This window comes from Affinirhizobium lemnae, assembly GCF_022968395.1.
In the GTDB taxonomy this organism is placed as follows: domain Bacteria; phylum Pseudomonadota; class Alphaproteobacteria; order Rhizobiales; family Rhizobiaceae; genus Neorhizobium; species Neorhizobium lemnae.
In genome coordinates this window covers 65,077-83,821 of the sequence record NZ_JALJQZ010000005.1, presented here as the reverse complement: position 1 = coordinate 83,821, position 18,745 = coordinate 65,077, and the positions used below count along the sequence as shown (strand labels likewise).

Here is an 18,745-nt window from a genome sequence, read left to right as displayed (position 1 = left end):
GGACGCAAGCCTCACTAATCGGATTGGCTGGCCTTAGCGCATATTCCGCCGCAAGCGTCAAGATTTTTGGCAAATCCGACCCTTATTGAACAGGCCAGAACCATAAAAGCGCAGGCACGCTGACCAGAACGATCAGGAACGATAGCGGGAGCCCGAGCCTTGGATAGTCCGAGAAGCGATAGCCACCAGGCCCCATGACAAGCGTGTTGCATTGATGCCCGACGGGCGTCAGAAAGTCGGAGCCCGCGCCAATGGCGACCGCCATCAGGAAGGCTTCCGGCTTGAAACCCAAGGTCGTCGCAAAGCTCACGGCAATCGGTCCCATGACGAGTACGGTTGCCGCATTGTTGAGGAACGGGGTAACCGCCATGGCGGTGATCATGATGAGAGCGATGGCGCTATAGGGTGGCAGGCTGTGTGCCACCTGTCCCAGCCAGCCTGCAATAAGCTCGCTTCCTCCCGTCGTTCGAAGCGAGTCCGATACGGGGATCAAAGCTCCCAGCATGACGAGAATAGGTCCGTCGACGGCCTTGTAGATATCGTTCAAGGGTACCGCCTTGAAGACGGCCATGCCGAGCGCTGCAGCGAAGAAGGCAACTGCAACCGGTGCGAAGCCCAGGGCCGTCGAAATCATGGCCAGGGCCAGGATGATGATAGGAATGAGCGCCTTGCGCTGCGTTCCGAGCATGATCTCCTGCTGCGCCAGCGGCAAGAGCGCCAGATCCTGAAGCACGCCGGGTAGCGTGGTACGCGCGCCTTGCAGCACGATCACATCGCCTTCCTTGAGCACGAGATCGCTCAGACGTTCGCGCAATCTCTCGCCACGGCGGCTGACAGCCAGAAGATTGACGCCCCGCGTGTAGGACAAAGCCAGATTGCGGGCCGAGACGCCTGCCAGAGGCGATTGGTGCGAAATGACCGCCTCTATGGAAATGAGATCCTGCTCCACCTTGCCGGGGCCATTCAGGGCCTTGCCGGACAGGCGCAACTTTGCGCTGGAAACCACGCGTTCCAGCGCCGCCGAGCGACCCTCCAGAAGCACGGAGTCATCCTCACGCAGAATGATATCCGGAAACGGCGACATGCGCGATGGACCACGAAGGACGGCCGTTGCGACCACTTCGCCATCTCCAAGTCTCAAGAGTTCCGCTAAGGGCTTGCCCATCATCGTGGACTGTCCTGTAACGGTCGCCTCCGAAGCATAATTGGAAATCTCGACTGCTTCTTCGATACTGTTCGACTGCTTCTGCCGCTCCGGAACCAGCCAGTAGAAGAACATCAGGAAGGTCACGCCGACGAGCGTCAGAATGCCTCCGACGGGGGTGAAGTCGAACATTGTGAAGGGTGTTCCGGTCATCTCGCCGCGCAGCCGCGAGACGACAATGTTCGGCGAGGTGCCGATCTGCGTCATCAGACCGCCGAGGAGCGCGGAGAACGCCATGGGCATGAGGTAGCGCGATGGAGAAACGCCCGCTCGCCGTGCGAACTGGAATGCCACGGGCATCATGATGGCGAGTGCGCCGATGTTCTTGATGAAGGCAGAAAGAACCGCCACGACAATCATCAGCAGGGCCATCTGCGTTCGAACCGAATTCAGGTTCGGAAAAAACTTCTTGATTGCAACGTCCACGATGCCTGAGCGCGCGACGCCCGCACTGACCACAAGGGCACTGCCGACGATGATGACGATATCATCCGAAAAGCCGGAAAAGGCATGGTCGGGTTTCACGACGCCCAGCGCGACGGCCACGACCAGTGCGCAGCAGGCCACAACGTCGTAGCGAAAGCGATCCCAGATGAAGACCGCCATCATGCCGGCGATCACGGAGAAGGAGAGGATCTGTTCGGTTGTCATGCCGCTCCGGAGGGGAGAGGGCGGCTCGATGAGATGAGGGCCGCCGGGGGTGAAGTTTGATGTGCCTCAATACAATGGGCTGATCAAAGTTCCAACCGTCCGGCGGTCCGTACGCTGTGAACTATCGCTTTAGGGTGAGGACTTGGGTCATCTTGTTGAAATGGTGTGAGGCGATCCGGATGAGATACGAGGCGAAAAAGGCAGGCGATGCTCCCGCATCGGCGAGGCTTTTCAACGACGTAGATCGAGGGACGCGGCCACATCCGAAGGACCCGCGAACGGCTTCAATCTGCTTTGTCGGGGCTCTCGAATAGGTATGAGACCCATCCATCGAACCTCTCCTCGCATATTCTTGCCGTTCATCGTGCCATTTCAATAACATGACCCAAGTCCTCACCCTCGCTTTCTCTGGCGGGCGTTTCGCGCCACCATGTTGAGAACTTCCACCAGGGCCGAGAAGGCCATGGCCGCGTAGATGTAGCCCTTGGGCACGTGGAAGCCCATTCCTTCGGCAATCAGCGTGGTGCCGATCATCAGAAGGAACGCCAGTGCCAGCATGACGATGGTGGGGTTTTTCTCGATGAAGTTGGCGAGCGGATTGGCCGCTACCAGCATGACCGTGACAGCTGCCAGAACAGCGATGACCATGATCGGCAGATGCGGGGTCATGCCGACGGCGGTGATGATGCTGTCCACGGAGAAGACCAGGTCGAGCAGAAGGATCTGGCCGATGGCTGCACTGAAGCTCATGGCAGCGGCGCCGCCGACCATATCTTCCTTGTGATCGATCGGGTCGACATTGTGGTGAATTTCCTTCGTTGCTTTCCAGACCAGGAACAGACCACCGGCAATCAGGATGAGATCCTTCCAGGAGAAGCCATGGCCAAAGAGTTCAAACACTGGATTGGTCAGCTGTACGATCCAGGCGACGGTGCCGAGCAGGCCGAGGCGCATGACAAGGGCCAGGCCAATGCCAATCTTGCGAGCCTTGTCTCGGTTTTCCGGTGGCAGCTTGTTGGTCAGGATCGAGATGAAAATGAGGTTGTCGATACCGAGTACAACCTCCATGACCACGAGCGTGACCAGAGCGACCCATGCAGCCGGGTCCTGTACGAGCATCATTATGTCTTGCATGAATGGATTTTCCCTTGCGCCGTAACGGAGAGCCGGCTGACGAAGTGTAGGAGAGCGATCGGCTTAATCAAGCCGGAAGCACTGTCTACGCAAGGGGTATGACGCTTATTCCAATCTCTATTGAGATTTTCTTCCGTAGGCCGCCATGAAAACTCGAACGGCGGCAGATACGACGGCATCGATTTCCTGCTGATCCGGCGCTTCGCTCAGATCGCCGAAAAGACGTAGCTTGAAGAATGTGCCCGTCGAAAGGTCGATGAACTGGCGGGCCGCCATCGAGACATCGTCTACGGCGAGCTTATCCTCCGCCACCTGTCGGCGAATGAAATCTTCCAGAACAGTGCGTACGTTCAGGCTGTCCGCGTTGAAGAAACGCTTCGAAAGCTTCGGCATGCGGGGAACGACACCGATCATCGTGCGCATGGCGGAAATCGTATCCTCGCGCATGATCCGTGCGGCGAAGGCCGCCGCAAAGCGCTGAAGACCTTCGGCCGCATCGGTCTGGCCGTCCAGAACGTCCTGCATGGAACGGGCTATATTGCCGCGCTCTCTCTCCATAAGGGCGCGAAACAGATCGTCCTTGCCATCGAAGTAGACGTATATCGTGCCCTTGGAAACACCTGCTTCGCGGGTGATATCGTTCATGCTGGCAGCGTCGAAGCCGACAGTCATGAAGACGCGCTTTGCGCCATCCAGGATCTGTTCACGCTTGGCCGGATCTTCTCCCGCGGCAAATCGTCCAGACTGAACCGGCGTTTCATAGGCCACGTAGGGTTTATCAGACATGCATCATCCAAAAACTTAACCTTTTCGAACCGATCGGTTCGATTGCTCTTGATATGTCGGTTGGAACGATTTATGTCAAGCTGCATTAAACCGATCGGTTCGATCTGATCGTTCATCCAGCTACGGTGATAGCAATGACCTCGCCTAATAATAACGGGCCTCTCCGCGTCGTGTCCGCCAACGGTTCCGAAGACCTCGAAACCAACGACAAAATAGAACAGCGTTCTGAGCCGAAGCCGGATGGTCCTGCTGCCGAAAAGCCCACTCCAGATGCAGGGCAGGCAGCGACGAAGTCTGGCGAGGCCAGGAAGAAAAAACGCAGTCCTGTGCTGCCGATTCTCGTTCTTGCCCTTCTGGGCGCTGGCGGATGGTACGGACATAACTGGTGGACCGACGGACGGTTCCTGATCTCCACCGATGATGCCTATGTCGAGGGCGATATTGCCGTGATCTCGCCGAAGGTCTCCGGTTACGTCCAGAAGGTCAACGTCATCGAAAACCAGACGGTGAAGGCTGGCGATCCTCTCGTCACCCTCGACCAGGGCGATTACCTGCTGGCGCTGGAAAAGGCGCAGGCCAACGTCGAAAGCGCTCGCCTCGCGGTCAGCCGCATCGACGCGCAGATCGCAGGCGGCGAAGCAAGTGTGCTGCAGGCGCAGGCGCAACTGGGTGCGCTTCAGGCGACGGTCCGTGGCGCCGAAATCACGCAGAAGCGTGCTGCGGAACTGGCATCCAAAAATGTCGGCACGACGGCTGAGCTCGACAATGCACAGATCGCGCTTGAACAGGCACAGGCCAACCTCAAGGCAGGGCAGGCGGCTGTTACCTCGGCGCAGGCCAATATCGAACTCCTGAAGGCGCAGCGCAACGAAGCCACCAATACGGTGAAGCTTCAGCAACTGGCGGTCGATCAGGCGAAGCGCGATCTGGATTTCACAGTCCTGAAGGCCCCCTATGACGGCACGATCGGCAATCTCGCGGTTCAGACCGGTGATTTCGTAACGGCCGGCAAGCGCCTTGCATCGCTGGTGCCGATGTCGGATCTCTACATAAGCGCCAACTTCAAGGAAACGCAGATCGGCCACATCGTGCCGGGCTCGAAGGTCCGCGTCCATGTCGACGCCTTTGATGACCAGCCGATTGAAGGGACGGTCGTTTCGCTGTCACCGGCATCGGGTTCCGTTTTCTCCCTGCTGCCGCCCGAGAACGCGACCGGCAACTTCACCAAGGTCGTGCAGCGTGTTCCGGTCCGCATCGAGGTTCCGAAGGACGTTCTGGACAGCGGACGTCTGCGGGCAGGCCTCAGCGTCATTGCCGATGTGGATGTCCGCACCGCCCCCGGCGCCGCACCGCAGGCAAGTCGCTAAGCTATCGTTTCCGATGCCCACGATCCGCTCGCGGGCATCGCACCCAGCTAATGTTTGATGCAGTCTCCAGCCCGGCAGGGCCCCGGACTGCGTGAAGGAGCTCCCATGGCCGCCATGACCGCGACTGCCGGCGCCATGCCCGCCGATCCTCCCATGGACCGCAGAAAGCTGATCGCTTTCTTTGCGATGGTTGTCGGCATGTTCATGTCCATTCTCGACATCCAGATCGTTTCCGCCTCACTCTCCGAGATCCAGGCGGGCCTTTCCGCCGGCTCCGATGAGATCGCTTGGGTCCAGACATCCTATCTGATCGCGGAAGTCATCATGATTCCGCTGTCCGGAACCTTGGCGCGAATCCTGTCGACACGGGTTCTGTTTACGGTTTGCGCTGGAGGCTTCACTCTGGCGTCGGCGCTCTGCGCGACGGCGACGAACATCGAGCAGATGATCATCTACCGCGCCCTGCAGGGCTTCATCGGTGGTGGCATGATCCCTTCTGTCTTCGCCGCAGCCTTCACCATCTTCCCGCCGTCCAAGCGCTCCGTGGTGTCGCCGATCATCGGCCTGATTGCGACGCTTGCGCCCACCATCGGACCGACGGTAGGCGGCTATCTCAGCAACGCATTTTCCTGGCACTGGCTGTTTCTGGTCAACATCGTGCCCGGTATCTTTGTGACGCTGCTTGCCTGGACTTTCATCGATTTCGACAAGCCGCAGCATTCACTGATGAAGCGGTTTGACTGGTGGGGGCTGGCCTCCATGGCGCTTTTCCTCGGCTGCCTCGAATATGTGCTGGAAGAGGGCAACAACAAGGATTGGTTCTCGGACGAGCATATCGTGATCGGTGCTGTCGTCATGACGGTGGGCGCTGTCGTCTTTTTCTGGCGTGCCTTTACCGTGGAGTTTCCGGTGGTGGATCTGAAGGCGTTTGCCAACAGGAACTTCGCCTTCGGCTCGCTCTTCTCCTTCATCATGGGTGTGGGACTTTACGGCCTTACCTACATCTACCCGCTCTATCTGGCGCGCATTCGCGGATATGATGCGCTGATGATCGGGGAGACTATGTTCGTGTCCGGCCTCGCCATGTTTCTTACGGCACCAATCGCGGGCAGGCTGTCGGTCAAGATGGATCCGCGGGTGATGATGGGCATCGGCTTCTTCGGCTTTGCCTGCGGCACCTATCTCATGACAGGCCTGACGGCGGACTGGGAGTTCTATGAGCTCCTCCTGCCGCAGGTCCTGCGCGGCTGCTCGCTGATGCTCTGCATGGTGCCGATCAACAACGTGGCGCTTGGAACGCTGCCGCCGCAACGCATCCAGAACGCCTCCGGGCTCTACAACCTCACCCGCAATCTGGGCGGGGCCGTGGGGCTCGCCATCATCAACACCATGCTGACCCAGCGCTCAGACGCCCACTATGCCCGTCTGTCTGAACATGTGAACTTCGGCAATCCGGCGGCGCTGGAGTGGATGAACAATGTGGCTGGTAACTTCAATTCCTATGGCATGGACGGCACGACCGCCGCGCTCAAGAAGCTTTCCGGCATGGTCAGCCAACAGGCAACAATCATGTCCTTCATCGACGTCTTCATGGGGCTGACCATTCTGTTCGGAAGCCTGATCCTGCTCGTATCGATGATCTCCCGTCCCAAGGCCGCACCGCCTCCAGATGCGGCCCACTGACCCTACGGACCCCTGCCGGATGGTCAGCACCGGGGCTGCCGTTTTCCCAGCGGCAGCCCCGCTTCGTTTTTCCCCACGATCGCTCACGCCAAAAAGCAAGAGCTTTTCAAAATTCTGATTTACGTACCTCAAATCCTCCGCTATGCCTTTATGCGGAGGAAACATGAAGCCGACAGTTCACGATATCGCTGCACGCGCGGGGGTCAGCCTTGCGACCGTTGACCGTGTTTTGAACGGTCGGCCGGGTGTTCGTGCGCCCACCCGCGAAAAGGTTGAGGCGGCGGTTGCCGAGCTTGGCTTCGTCCGCGATGTCGCCGCTGCAAACCTTGCCAAGAGCCGGGTTTACACCTTTGCCTTCATCATTCCTGCCAATGACAATTCCTTCATGATCGGCCTGCGTGGCGAACTGGAAGCGGTTCGTCGCTGGGCCGCGCAGGACCGAATTTCTATTCAGCTGATCGATGTCCCTGCCTTTGATGCCGAGGCCCTGGCTTCGGCCCTTGATGCCGTTCGCGCGGAGCAGATGGATGGCGTTGCCTTCGTGGCGATCGATCATCCCCTCGTGCGTGAGGCGCTTGAGAGACTTACCGAGAGCGGACTGGCCGCGGTTACGGTCGTCTCCGACCTCATGAATTCTTCCCGTGCTCATTATGCGGGCATCGACAACCTGGCGGCAGGGCGAACGGCGGCCACACTGCTGGGACGTTTTTTGGGGCGCCGTGACGGCCCTATCCTGCCAGTGGCAGGTTCGTTGCAGGTGCAGGATCACCGTGAGCGCCTGGAAGGCTTCCAGTCCGTGCTCCAGGATCAGTTTCCCGAGCGTGTTCTCCTGCCAGTGGTGGAAGGGGGCGATGACCCGGTTCGTGTCGAAGCGCTTGTTTCACAGGCAGCGGCCGATCATCCGGAGCTGGCAGGCATCTATAGTTTCGGTGCCGGTAATCGAGGTTTGATCCGGGCGCTGGCAGCCTTCCCGCAAGGGCGACACCCCGTCACCATCGCCCATGAACTCACCTCCGTCACACGCGCTGCCCTGCTGGCAGGCCATATCGACGCGGTGCTCAATCAGGATGCCGGACACGAGGTTCGCAGCGCCATTCGAGTGCTGAAGGCGAAAGCGGATGGGGCTGGCGTCGTGGTCGCGCAGGAACGTATCCGCATCGACATTTTCTTGAAGGAAAATCTGCCGTGATGGCAGAAGGGAAGGGCTCACCATGTTTCTTGGTCTAGATCTCGGCACCTCCGGCGTAAAAGCCATGTTGATCGATGCCGACCAGGCAGTGATTGCATCGGCCAATGCATCGCTCGATGTCTCACGTCTTCACCCCGGCTGGTCCGAGCAGGATCCGTCGCACTGGATCAGCGCGACGAAAGAAGCGGTTGCTGCGCTGAAGGCAAGCCATGGCAAGGCTTTGAGCGCGGTCAAAGGTATCGGCCTGTCCGGCCATATGCATGGCGCAACCCTGATCGGCACGGAGGATCAGGTTCTTCGCCCCTGCATCCTCTGGAACGATACCCGTTCTTATGCCGAGGCGGCTAAACTGGATGCGGATCCGCGTTTTCGGGCGCTGACCGGAAACATTGTGTTTCCGGGTTTCACGGCTCCGAAACTCGCTTGGGTGAAGAACAATGAACCGGAGATCTTCGCCAAGGTTGCCAAGGTTCTGCTTCCCAAGGACTATCTGCGTCTGTGGCTGACGGGCGAGCACATTTCCGAAATGTCGGATTCGGCCGGCACGAGCTGGCTCGATACCGGAAAACGGCGTTGGTCCTCCGAGCTTCTGGCTGCGACCGATCTCTCCGAAGAGCAGATGCCTGTCCTCGTGGAAGGCACGCAAGCTGGCGGCACGCTTCGTGGTGAACTTGCTTCCGAGTGGGGCATGGCTTACGGCGTCATCGTGGCTGGTGGGGCAGGAGACAACGCGGCCTCAGCCTGCGGCATGGGAACCGTATCCGAAGGGCAGGCTTTTGTTTCGCTTGGAACGTCGGGCGTGCTGTTTGCCGCCAATGGGAGCTACCTGCCGAAGCCGGAAAGCGCCGTGCATGCCTTCTGCCACGCCTTGCCAAACACGTGGCACCAGATGGGTGTCATTCTGTCGGCGACCGACGCGCTGAACTGGCACTCGCATGTCACCGGCAAGACGCCGGGCGAGCTTTCCGCAGAGCTGGGCGATGCGCTTCAGGCGCCGACGGGCGTGACCTTCCTGCCCTATCTTTCGGGCGAGCGGACACCGCACAACGATGCGAAGATCCGCGGTGCATTCATCGGCCTTGGACATGAAACCTCGCGCGCTGTCTTGACGCAAGCGGTGATGGAAGGTGTTACCTTCGCGATCCGTGACAGTCTCGAGGCACTGAAATCGGCGGGCACCAGCATTCAGCGCGTCACCGCCATCGGTGGCGGTTCGCGTTCGCGCTACTGGCTTGCCTCCATTGCGACGGCGCTGGGCATGCCGGTCGACATTCCGGCGGACGGTGACTTCGGTGCAGCCTTTGGAGCCGCCCGTCTTGGCCTGATTGCCTCGACCGGTGCCGACCCTCTGGAGATCTGTACGGCGCCGCAAACGGCAGAGACGGTCGAGCCGGTGAGCGCGCTGTCTCAAAGTTACGAACAGGCCTATGGCCGCTACCGCGCGCTTTATCCGGCTATCAAATCCACAATGAACTAATACCGATCCAAAGAGGAAACACCCATGAGCACCGGCTTTTTCGGCAATATCCAGAAGATCAAATATGAGGGCGCGGAAAGCACCAATCCGCTTGCCTTCCGCCATTACAACCCGGACGAGGTGGTTCTCGGCAAGCGCATGGAAGATCAGCTGCGTTTTGCCGTTGCCTACTGGCATACATTCGTTTGGCCGGGTACGGACCCGTTCGGTGGCAATACCTTCGAGCGTCCCTGGTTCAAGGATACGATGGACGCTGCCAAGATGAAGGCCGACGTGGCATTCGAGTTCTTCCAGCTTCTCGGTACGCCATATTATTGCTTCCATGACGCCGATGTGCGCCCGGAAGGTAACAGCTTTGCCGAGAACACGAAAAACCTGAACGAGATCGTCGATTACTTTGCCGAAAAGCAGGTAGCGACCGGCGTCAAGCTGCTCTGGGGTACGGCGAACCTCTTCTCGCATCGCCGTTACATGTCCGGTGCTGCCACCAACCCAGATCCCGATGTCTTCGCCTTTGCCGCGGCAACGGTCAAAACCTGCATCGACGCTACGCAGAAGCTCGGCGGCGAGAACTATGTTCTCTGGGGTGGTCGCGAAGGCTATGAGACGCTGCTCAACACGGATCTCAAGAAGGAAATGGACCAGATGGGCCGCTTCCTGAATCTCGTGGTCGAATACAAGCACAAGATTGGCTTCAAGGGCGCGATCCTGATCGAGCCGAAGCCGCAGGAGCCTTCCAAGCACCAGTATGATTACGATGTGGCGACCGTCTACGGTTTCCTGAAGAACTATGGTCTTGAGAAGGAAGTAAAGGTCAACATCGAGCAGGGCCATGCGATCCTCGCCGGCCACTCCTTCGAGCACGAACTGGCGCTTGCCAATGCGCTTGGCATCTTCGGCTCCATCGACATGAACCGCAATGATTACCAGTCCGGCTGGGATACGGACCAGTTCCCGAACAATGTGCCGGAGATGGCGCTGGCCTATTACCAAGTTCTGGCGGGCGGCGGCTTTACCACGGGCGGCACGAACTTCGACGCCAAGCTGCGCCGTCAGTCGCTCGACGCGGAAGACCTGTTGATCGGCCATATCGGTGGCATGGACTGCTGCGCCCGTGGTTTGAAGGCTGCTGCCAAGATGATCGAGGACAAGGCCCTGTCTGGCCCGCTCAGCGCGCGTTATGCCGGCTGGGACAAGCCGGAGAATCAGGCCATGTTGAGGGGTGAGCAAAGCCTTGAGGCGATTGCCGCCCGCGTGGAAAGCCAGAACGTGAACCCGCAGCCCAAGTCCGGCAAGCAGGAACTTCTGGAAAACGTGGTCAACCGTTACGTCTGATCAGGCATCAGGGGGATCATCCGCAAGGGTGATCTCCCGCTTCGTCTCAGCGGGGCATGAAAGCGCGGCTGGAGACGGAGATCGTGTTGCCATTCGGATCGGTGGTGCGAGCATAACGATAACCTTCCGCCTGGACCACCGGCGAGAAGACGAGTCCGCGCTCTGTTGCGCGTTTTACGAAATCATCAACGTCGACGACATCGAAAACCAGTTCTAAAATCGATTGTCCATAAGTGAGACTGGCACCTGCCTTCTGGATTAACAGAACCGCACCGCCTTCGACCGGGGTGAGTTCGGTCATTGCTTCGTCGAAGGCCGTTCGCGCCCGAAAGCCGAAATGGTGCGCATAAAAGGCGACCATGGCGTCCACATCATGCGCATAGAGAATAATCCTTCCAACGCCGGCTGCATTCATCCTGTGATTATCCGCCTTGATGTCTCGTAATCCCAAAAGCGCCAGTGATTCAGTTAGAAAATTCTAATATATAGACGAAGTTTAATCGATTGGAGTGTCATCTACACTTTATGGTTTTGTCAGACAAGCTTCATGTTTCTCGAAAGTAAATATCGTGAAGCATTCAGGACGGGAGTCCGCAAGAATCGAAAGATGTGGCGAAAATATACAGCTTCGGATGCGTGTTTGACTGTATGAGTATGGCAATTCCGCATTTCATGTCAGAAATGCAATTGCGAACATTTCATTGATTACCTATCGCAATTTTTTCCGAGCGACAATAGCATGCTCTGAAAACGGTATGGTGAGCGAGGAACCAGCCCAGCCAAGAAGCAAAACCGGCCAAGATCCAGATCGATCATTCGGGCAACGAGCCCATCAACCCATTCAAATAGTCCCCGGTTGTCATATGCGTCAGACTCGGATAGCGGTGACTGTAACGTTTCAGTATAATCTCAGGGAGGAGATAGCATGAAAACGATCAAGGGACCTGCGATTTTTCTAGGTCAATTCGCCGGAGATAAGGCACCGTTCAATTCGTGGGACGGTATCACCAAATGGGCGGCAGACAAGGGCTATGTGGGCGTTCAGGTTCCAAGCTGGGCAGGTCAGTTGATCGATCTCAGGAAGGCGTCCGAGTCCAAGGACTATTGTGACGAGTTCGCGGGTGTTGCACGGGAGAACGGCATCGAGGTCACGGAGCTTTCCACCCACCTCCAGGGACAACTGGTCGCCGTGCATCCAACCTATGATGAAGCCTTCGACGGATTTGCGGCACCAGAGGTTCGCGGCAACCCCAAGGCGCGCCAGGAATGGGCGGTGGAACAGGTCAAGATGGCCTTGAAAGCCTCGTGCCATCTGGGTCTCAAGGCGCATGCGACCTTTTCCGGAGCACTGGCCTGGCCGTTCATCTATCCTTGGCCGCAGCGTCCGGCAGGTCTTGTCGAGACGGCTTTCGACGAGCTTGCGCGCCGCTGGAAGCCCATTCTGGATTTCGCCGATGAGCAGGGCGTGGATGTCTGCTACGAAATTCATCCCGGCGAAGACCTTCATGACGGGGTGACCTTCGAGATGTTTCTGGAGCGCGTCGGCAATCATGCGCGCGCCAACATGCTCTACGATCCGTCGCACTATGTGTTGCAGTGCCTCGACTACCTTGACAACATCGACATCTACAAAGACCGGATCAAGATGTTCCACGTCAAGGATGCGGAGTTCAATCCGACCGGACGCCAGGGCGTGTATGGCGGTTATCAGGGCTGGGTCGAACGGGCCGGTCGCTTCCGCTCTCTTGGCGACGGACAGGTGGATTTCGGCGCCGTCTTCTCAAAACTCACAGCCAATGACTTCGATGGCTGGGCAGTCGTCGAGTGGGAGTGTGCGCTCAAGAACTCTGAAGATGGAGCGCGCGAAGGCGCCGAATTCGTCAAGGCCCATATCATCAAGGTGACCGACAAAGCATTCGATGACTTTGCCTCGGGCGGAACGGATGATGCGGCAAACCGGCGGATGCTGGGTCTTTAGAGCGCGCCGGGCAAGGAGAAACTTCATGACTATCGAAGCGAGTAAATCCGACGCAGTGTCTGCCAAAATCCGTCTCGGCATGGTGGGCGGCGGGCAGGGCGCGTTCATCGGCGCAGTGCATCGCATGGCTGCACGACTGGACGACCACTATGACCTTGTGGCGGGAGCATTGTCTTCCACCCCGGACAAATCGAAAGTATCGGGCGCTGCTCTGGGGCTTGATCCCGATCGCTGCTACGGATCGTTTGCGGAGATGGCCGAAAAGGAAGCAGCCAGACCGGACGGGATCGAAGCGGTCTCCATCGTCACGCCGAACCATGTGCATTTCGCCGCAGCCAAGGCTTTTCTGGAGCGGGGCATCCATGTCATTTGCGACAAGCCGCTCACATCCAATCTGGATGATGCCCACAGACTGAAAGAGGTCGCGGATAACTCGAAGTCCCTGTTCATCCTGACGCACAACTACACCGGCTATCCCATGGTGCGCCATGCGCGCGAACTGGTGCAAACGGGTGCACTTGGTGATCTCAGGCTCGTCCAGATGGAATATCCGCAGGACTGGCTGGCAGAGCCGGTGGAGCAGACTGGTGCGAAACAGGCGGTCTGGCGCACGGATCCGGCGCAATCCGGCGTCGGCGGCTCGACAGGCGATATCGGCACGCATGCGTACAATCTCGGCTCGTTCATTTCAGGCCTCGAACTGGAGGAACTGGCCGCCGATGTGCACACCTTCGTGGAAGGACGGCGGCTGGATGACAATGCGCATGTGATGATGCGCTTCAAGGGTGGCGTAAAAGGGCTTCTGTGGTGCAGCCAGGTCGCGATAGGCAATGAGAACGGCCTGAAGGTCCGCATCTACGGCACGAAGGCTGGTATCGAATGGACGCAAGCCGACCCAAACTATCTGTGGTTCACAAAACTCGGCGAGCCGAAGCAGTTGATCACGCGTGGTGGTGCGGGGGCGGGTTCCGCAGCTTCGCGGGTGACCCGTATTCCCGGAGGCCACCCGGAAGGCTATCTGGAAGCCTTCGCCACAATCTACTCGGAAGCGGCGGCTGCAATTCAGGCGGCGCGATCTGGCGTAACAGTTGATCCCGCCGTGGTTTATCCAACCGTCGATGATGGGGTGAAGGGTGTGGCCTTTGTCACGGCCTGTATTGAAAGCTCCCGAAAGAACGGTGCTTGGGTAAAATTATAGAACAGCGCCGGATCATCCGGTTTACATCCCTTTGAAGCTGTTGCGCTTGCGGTACGAGCTCTTCACGCCTTTCTGCCAATGGTCTAAACAGACAAAGACAATGATTGCACAGGCGCCATCCGCACGAAACCGAGGACAATGTCATGATCGATCCGAAAACCCTTGCCGACCGTTTTCCGGGCGATTTCCTGTTTGGCGTCGCAACGGCTGCATTTCAGATCGAGGGTGCGACAAAGGCGGATGGTCGCAATGCGTCAATCTGGGATGCGTTTTCCAACATGCCGGGCCGCGTCTATCAAGGGCACAATGGCGATGTCGCCTGCGATCACTACAACCGGCTTGAGGAAGATCTCGATCTTATCAAGGAAATGGGCGTCTCGGGCTACCGGTTCTCCATTGCCTGGCCGCGGATCATTCCCGATGGTGTTGGCCGCATTAACGAGAAGGGTCTCGATTTCTACGACCGCCTTGTCGATGGCTGCAAGGCCCGCGGCATCAAAACCTTTGCGACGCTTTATCATTGGGATCTGCCGCTGGCCCTGATGGGTGACGGAGGCTGGACGGCACGCTCCACCGCTTATGCCTTCCAACGTTACGCCAAGGTTGCCATGGCGCGGCTGGGTGACCGGCTCGATGCGGTGGCGACATTCAACGAACCCTGGTGCTCGGTCTGGCTCAGCCATCTTTATGGCGTTCACGCGCCCGGCGAACGTAGCATGGATGCAGCCCTCCACGCGCTGCACTATACGAACCTGGCGCATGGGCTGGCGGTTGAATCGATCCGCCATGTGTCTCCGGATGTACCGCTGGGGCTGGTCCTGAACGCCCATGCTGTTGTTGCGGGCTCCGAGAGCCAAGCAGACAGCCAGGCAGCGGAGCGCGCCTTCCAGTTTCACAACGGCGTCTTCTTCGATCCCGTCTTCAAGGGCGAGTATCCTACTGACTTTATGCAGGCGCTGGGTCATCGTATGCCGGTGATCGAAGAGGGAGATCTTGCGATCATCAGCCAGAAGCTAGACTGGTGGGGCCTGAACTACTACACGCCCATGCGTGTGTCGGACGATCCGGCGGAAGGTGCAGAGTTTCCAGCAGCAAAGCCCGCTCCTTTCGTCAACCAGGCCAAAACGGATATCGGTTGGGAGATCTATCCGTCAGCCATGGCAGACATGGTCACCCAGCTTTACCACCGTTACGAACTGCCGGAGATGTACATCACCGAAAACGGTGCCTGCGACAATACGGATGTGGTCGATGGCGCGATAGATGACCAGATGCGCCTGGACTATTATGGCGACCATCTCGCTGTGGCCGCCGACCTTGTTCAAGACGGCATTCCGCTTCGCGGTTACTTCGCGTGGAGTCTAATGGACAATTTCGAATGGGCGGAGGGCTATCGCATGCGCTTCGGTCTGGTGCATGTCGATTACGACACCCAAGTTCGCACGATCAAGAAGAGTGGAGAATGGTATCAAGCACTTGCGGCTCATTTTCCGAAAGGAAATCACATTAGGTCTGATGTATAATTATTTTTGATTTACTTAATAAAATTATGAAATGATCGTGAAAACGGGAGTTTCATCATGTCGGCTCAATGTGCAGGCTGCCGCGACGGCCAAGGACTGGACTTCGATATTTCCATGGCTTTCCAGCCGATCGTCAACACACGCACCTGGCAGCCCTTTGCCTTTGAAGCGCTGGTTCGCGGTGTGGACGGTGCCGGAGCAGGTAGCGTTCTTTCGCGCGTCGACGAAAAGACACGCTACGCCTTTGATCAGAAATGCAGGGTCACCGCCATTCAACTGGCTGCAAAGCTCTATGATCCACGGTCCTCAGAAATGCTGTCGATCAACTTCATGCCCAACGCTGTCTACGAGCCGCGAGCATGCATCCGTATGACGCTGGCAACTGCGGAGCAGTACAACTTTCCGCTCGAACGTATCATATTCGAATTCTGCGAGAACGAGCGGGTCGATCCCGAACATCTTTTGAAGATCCTGAAGGCCTATCGCAGCATGGGTTTCAAGACTGCGATCGACGACTTCGGTGCCGGCTATTCGGGTCTCAATCTCCTGGCGCGCTTTCAGCCGGATCTCGTGAAGCTTGATATGGAACTGATCCGCGATATTGACCTTGATGAGGCCAAACGCAAGGTCGTGCGACATATCCTGGCCATGCTTGCCGATCTAGGCATCGAACCCATCTGTGAAGGAGTTGAGACCGCAGGAGAATTGCAGGTTCTGCAGGATTTCGGAGTGTCCTTGATACAGGGCTACGTGCTTGCCAAGCCGGCATTCGAACGGTTTGAGCGAGGTTTCAATCTCGCTGCATGATGCACGCTTTGATTGTAGTGGGGGCGCCTTGGCTCATATTTCAAGTGCTGACGGAACGGGAGTCGGCGAACCGTTTCGAGCTATTGCATTATGATGCTTGGTTCAGTTTGCATTTCCACCGAATCACGCGATGAAATTTAACCAAAATCGAACGGTTAGCGTTCAAAGTCGCCTGATGTATCGGGGCGTATAAATGCGGTTTGTCTCATCCCAGTTCAAGCAATCCGCAGCGAAGGTCGATCGGCGATCGGCGGTTCGCTCGATGCTGCTCATTTTTGGCGCTGTGATGATCTGCGTTTCATCGATGGTCTTTACGGCTCTGGACCGCGTTGCCCATTACGCGAACCAGCTGGACGAGGACCGGTCACGCGAGGCAGTGACCGGCGCAGTTCGCACCTTCCAGGACCAGCTTGCCGCGACCCTCCACGACTATGCAGCCTGGGATGATGCCGTGCAGTCCGCTTACATCGAGCCGGATCTGGATTGGCTCAAGCGCAACTTCGGCGACATGAGCTTCAATAGCGAGCTTTTCGATGCGGCAATCATTCTCGATCACCAAGGTAACGCATTGACGGCTCATGCCAATGGCGAAGATATCAAGCAGAAGCTCGATGATTATTTGACGGTGGATGTGCGCACACTGTTTGAGCGGGTAAGGGCAACGCGTCATACTGACTATCCGGAAGCGACCGGCTTTGCCCGGACAAAATCCGGCATTGCAGCGATTGCTGTTGGCCTGATCCGCAAGAAATCCGGTGAGCGCGTCGGCCTGCTGGAAGACAGCCGCTATGTCGTCTTCCTGCGTCATTTGACAGATACGACGGTCACGCGCCTTTCACAGGCCTACGTGCTTCCTGGTCTGACCCTGGAACTTGGACACGAGCGGAGTTCCCACCGCGTCGAACTTTTCAATCCGCAGGGAGAGCAGTTGGCAGCATTATCCTGGGTGCCACGATATCCCGGTGATGCCAGTCTTGCGCTGGTTCGGCCACTTGTATGGTGCGCCGTACTTATGATCGCTATCTATATGGCACTTCTGTTCGTGAGTGGCAGCCAGGCGTTGAAGCGGATGAGTGCGGATGAGGCGGCTGCCGTGCGTCTCTCGCTGACCGATCGTCTCAGCGGACTCGCCAATCGAGGCGGCCTGTTTAGCGGTTTGCAGCAATTGGTGGCGTATGCCCAGCAGGAAAACCATGATGTCGCACTTCTCTACCTCGATCTCGACGGGTTCAAGGAAGTAAACGACGCTTATGGTCATGCGACCGGTGATCTTCTGATCAGGTGCGTTTCTGCCGGCCTCAAAGTGCTTTGCCACGAAGGAACGGTTCTCGCCCGCGTGGGCGGCGATGAATTTGCCATAGCATTTTCTGGCTTTGATGTTCACAAGAAGGCATCAGAGCTTTCTGAGCGTATTCTCGAATTTCTGAGCGAGCCGCTGGTGATTGGTGAGCGCGTCGCCGTCATTGGTTGCAGCATTGGGCTTTCCGTATCGCGCAAGGGACTCGTCGTCACCGAGGAACTCATTCGGCGGGCCGACATGGCCATGTATCGCTCGAAGGAAGACGGTCGCGGGCGCTGGACGCTCTACGACCCCTCGATGGATGATGAGCGCGAAATGCGCAACCAGCTGGAACTGGATCTGCGCGCGGCGATTGAGCGGCAGGAGATTGGCGTTGCCTATCAGCCTTTCGTGCGTTCCAATAATGGCCGCATTGCCGGTGTGGAGGCGTTGGCCCGCTGGACGCGCGAAGGGTATGGACCCGTTTCGCCGGATGTCTTCATCCCGGTCGCGGAAAGCACGGGACTGATCGATCTCCTTGGCATGTGCGTCCTGAGATCGGCCTGTTTCGAACTGCGCCAGTGGCCTGAACTCACCCTCTCGGTTAACGTATCACCCGGCCAGTTCCGGGATCCTGCCTTCGTCGGTCGGGTGGAAGAAATCCTGCAAGCGGCGGATATTGAACCAAGGCGGCTCACTCTTGAATTGACCGAAACCTATTTTATCCAGAACCCGGCACGTGCCCGTCAGACGCTTGAAATGCTGCGCGGCATGGGCATTCGCGTAGCTCTGGATGATTTTGGCGCGGGCTTTTCGAGCGTGGGTTATCTTCGCCAGTTCGGGTTCGACCGGGTCAAGATCGACAAGACGCTCGTTCAGGATATTACCGAAAACCAGCGCTCTGCTGAACTCCTCCATGCAACAGTTGCGCTCGCGCGCGCGCTGGATATGCCCGTGACGGCAGAGGGTGTGGAGACTGGAGCACAGGCGGATGCGCTCAGGCTTGCGGGGTGCGAACTGCTGCAGGGCTATCTGTTTGGACGACCAAGCCCAGCGGAAGAGATTACGCGCATCGTCCGCCAGAGCTACGATTCTCTACCAAAAATGCGAGCGGCCGAATAGGCTTTGACTCCT

General features: G+C 57.9%; 14 protein-coding genes. 10 read left to right on the top strand and 4 right to left on the bottom strand.

The genetic code is table 11. The features are described 5' to 3' along the window. Positions 1-82 precede the first annotated feature (82 nt). The 3 genes from MUU53_RS04855 to MUU53_RS04845 all read right to left on the bottom strand — a co-directional run bounded on the left by MUU53_RS04855 (position 83) and on the right by MUU53_RS04845 (position 3,775). Positions 83-1,855 (bottom strand): SLC13 family permease, encoded by a 1,773-nt coding sequence (locus MUU53_RS04855; protein ID WP_247259879.1) that lies wholly within the window; start codon positions 1,853-1,855, stop codon positions 83-85. A 393-nt stretch (positions 1,856-2,248) separates the two neighbouring features. Beyond that, entirely contained in the window at positions 2,249-2,989 is a 741-nt protein-coding gene (locus MUU53_RS04850) for a TerC family protein (protein ID WP_247259878.1), read from the bottom strand. A 117-nt stretch (positions 2,990-3,106) separates the two neighbouring features. Beyond that, complete coding sequence (locus tag MUU53_RS04845) at positions 3,107-3,775, bottom strand: TetR/AcrR family transcriptional regulator (RefSeq protein WP_247259877.1); 669 nt, start codon at positions 3,773-3,775, stop codon at positions 3,107-3,109. Between the two features lie 134 nt (positions 3,776-3,909). Between MUU53_RS04845 and MUU53_RS04840 the strand changes: the two genes are divergently transcribed. The 5 genes from MUU53_RS04840 (at position 3,910) to xylA (ending at position 10,826) form a co-directional block, all read left to right on the top strand. Next, positions 3,910-5,142 carry an HlyD family secretion protein gene (locus MUU53_RS04840; protein ID WP_247259876.1) on the top strand — a complete coding sequence of 411 codons (1,233 nt, stop codon included), beginning with the start codon at positions 3,910-3,912 and terminating at the stop codon, positions 5,140-5,142. A 105-nt stretch (positions 5,143-5,247) separates the two neighbouring features. Next, positions 5,248-6,825 (top strand): DHA2 family efflux MFS transporter permease subunit, encoded by a 1,578-nt coding sequence (locus MUU53_RS04835; protein WP_247259875.1) that lies wholly within the window; start codon positions 5,248-5,250, stop codon positions 6,823-6,825. A 163-nt stretch (positions 6,826-6,988) separates the two neighbouring features. Continuing rightward, on the top strand, positions 6,989-8,014 hold the full coding sequence (locus tag MUU53_RS04830; RefSeq protein WP_247259874.1) for a LacI family DNA-binding transcriptional regulator: 1,026 nt from the start codon (positions 6,989-6,991) through the stop codon (positions 8,012-8,014). A 22-nt stretch (positions 8,015-8,036) separates the two neighbouring features. After that, the gene (gene xylB / locus MUU53_RS04825; RefSeq protein ID WP_247259873.1) at positions 8,037-9,491 is read left to right on the top strand and encodes a xylulokinase; all 1,455 of its coding nucleotides are present in this window, start codon (positions 8,037-8,039) and stop codon (positions 9,489-9,491) included. Positions 9,492-9,515: 24 nt separating this feature from the next. After that, complete coding sequence (gene xylA / locus MUU53_RS04820; protein ID WP_247259872.1) at positions 9,516-10,826, top strand: xylose isomerase; 1,311 nt, start codon at positions 9,516-9,518, stop codon at positions 10,824-10,826. 46 nt (positions 10,827-10,872) lie between these two features. Here the strand turns inward: xylA and MUU53_RS04815 are convergent, their stop codons facing one another. Beyond that, the gene (locus MUU53_RS04815; RefSeq protein ID WP_247259871.1) at positions 10,873-11,241 is read right to left on the bottom strand and encodes a VOC family protein; all 369 of its coding nucleotides are present in this window, start codon (positions 11,239-11,241) and stop codon (positions 10,873-10,875) included. 510 nt (positions 11,242-11,751) lie between these two features. On the opposite strand from MUU53_RS04815, the gene MUU53_RS04810 reads away from it, so the two are divergent. The 5 genes from MUU53_RS04810 to MUU53_RS04790 all read left to right on the top strand — a co-directional run bounded on the left by MUU53_RS04810 (position 11,752) and on the right by MUU53_RS04790 (position 18,733). Beyond that, complete coding sequence (locus tag MUU53_RS04810; protein WP_247259870.1) at positions 11,752-12,804, top strand: sugar phosphate isomerase/epimerase family protein; 1,053 nt, start codon at positions 11,752-11,754, stop codon at positions 12,802-12,804. 25 nt (positions 12,805-12,829) lie between these two features. Next, a complete protein-coding gene (locus MUU53_RS04805; protein ID WP_247259869.1) occupies positions 12,830-14,002 on the top strand; it encodes a Gfo/Idh/MocA family protein in 1,173 nt (390 codons plus the stop codon). A gap of 143 nt (positions 14,003-14,145) precedes the next feature. After that, the gene (locus MUU53_RS04800) at positions 14,146-15,525 is read left to right on the top strand and encodes a GH1 family beta-glucosidase (protein WP_247259868.1); all 1,380 of its coding nucleotides are present in this window, start codon (positions 14,146-14,148) and stop codon (positions 15,523-15,525) included. 57 nt (positions 15,526-15,582) lie between these two features. Continuing rightward, positions 15,583-16,332: an EAL domain-containing protein gene (locus tag MUU53_RS04795; protein ID WP_247259867.1), complete on the top strand. Its 750-nt coding sequence runs from the start codon at positions 15,583-15,585 to the stop codon at positions 16,330-16,332. Between the two features lie 262 nt (positions 16,333-16,594). Beyond that, positions 16,595-18,733 (top strand): putative bifunctional diguanylate cyclase/phosphodiesterase, encoded by a 2,139-nt coding sequence (locus MUU53_RS04790; RefSeq protein ID WP_247259866.1) that lies wholly within the window; start codon positions 16,595-16,597, stop codon positions 18,731-18,733. Positions 18,734-18,745 lie beyond the last annotated feature (12 nt).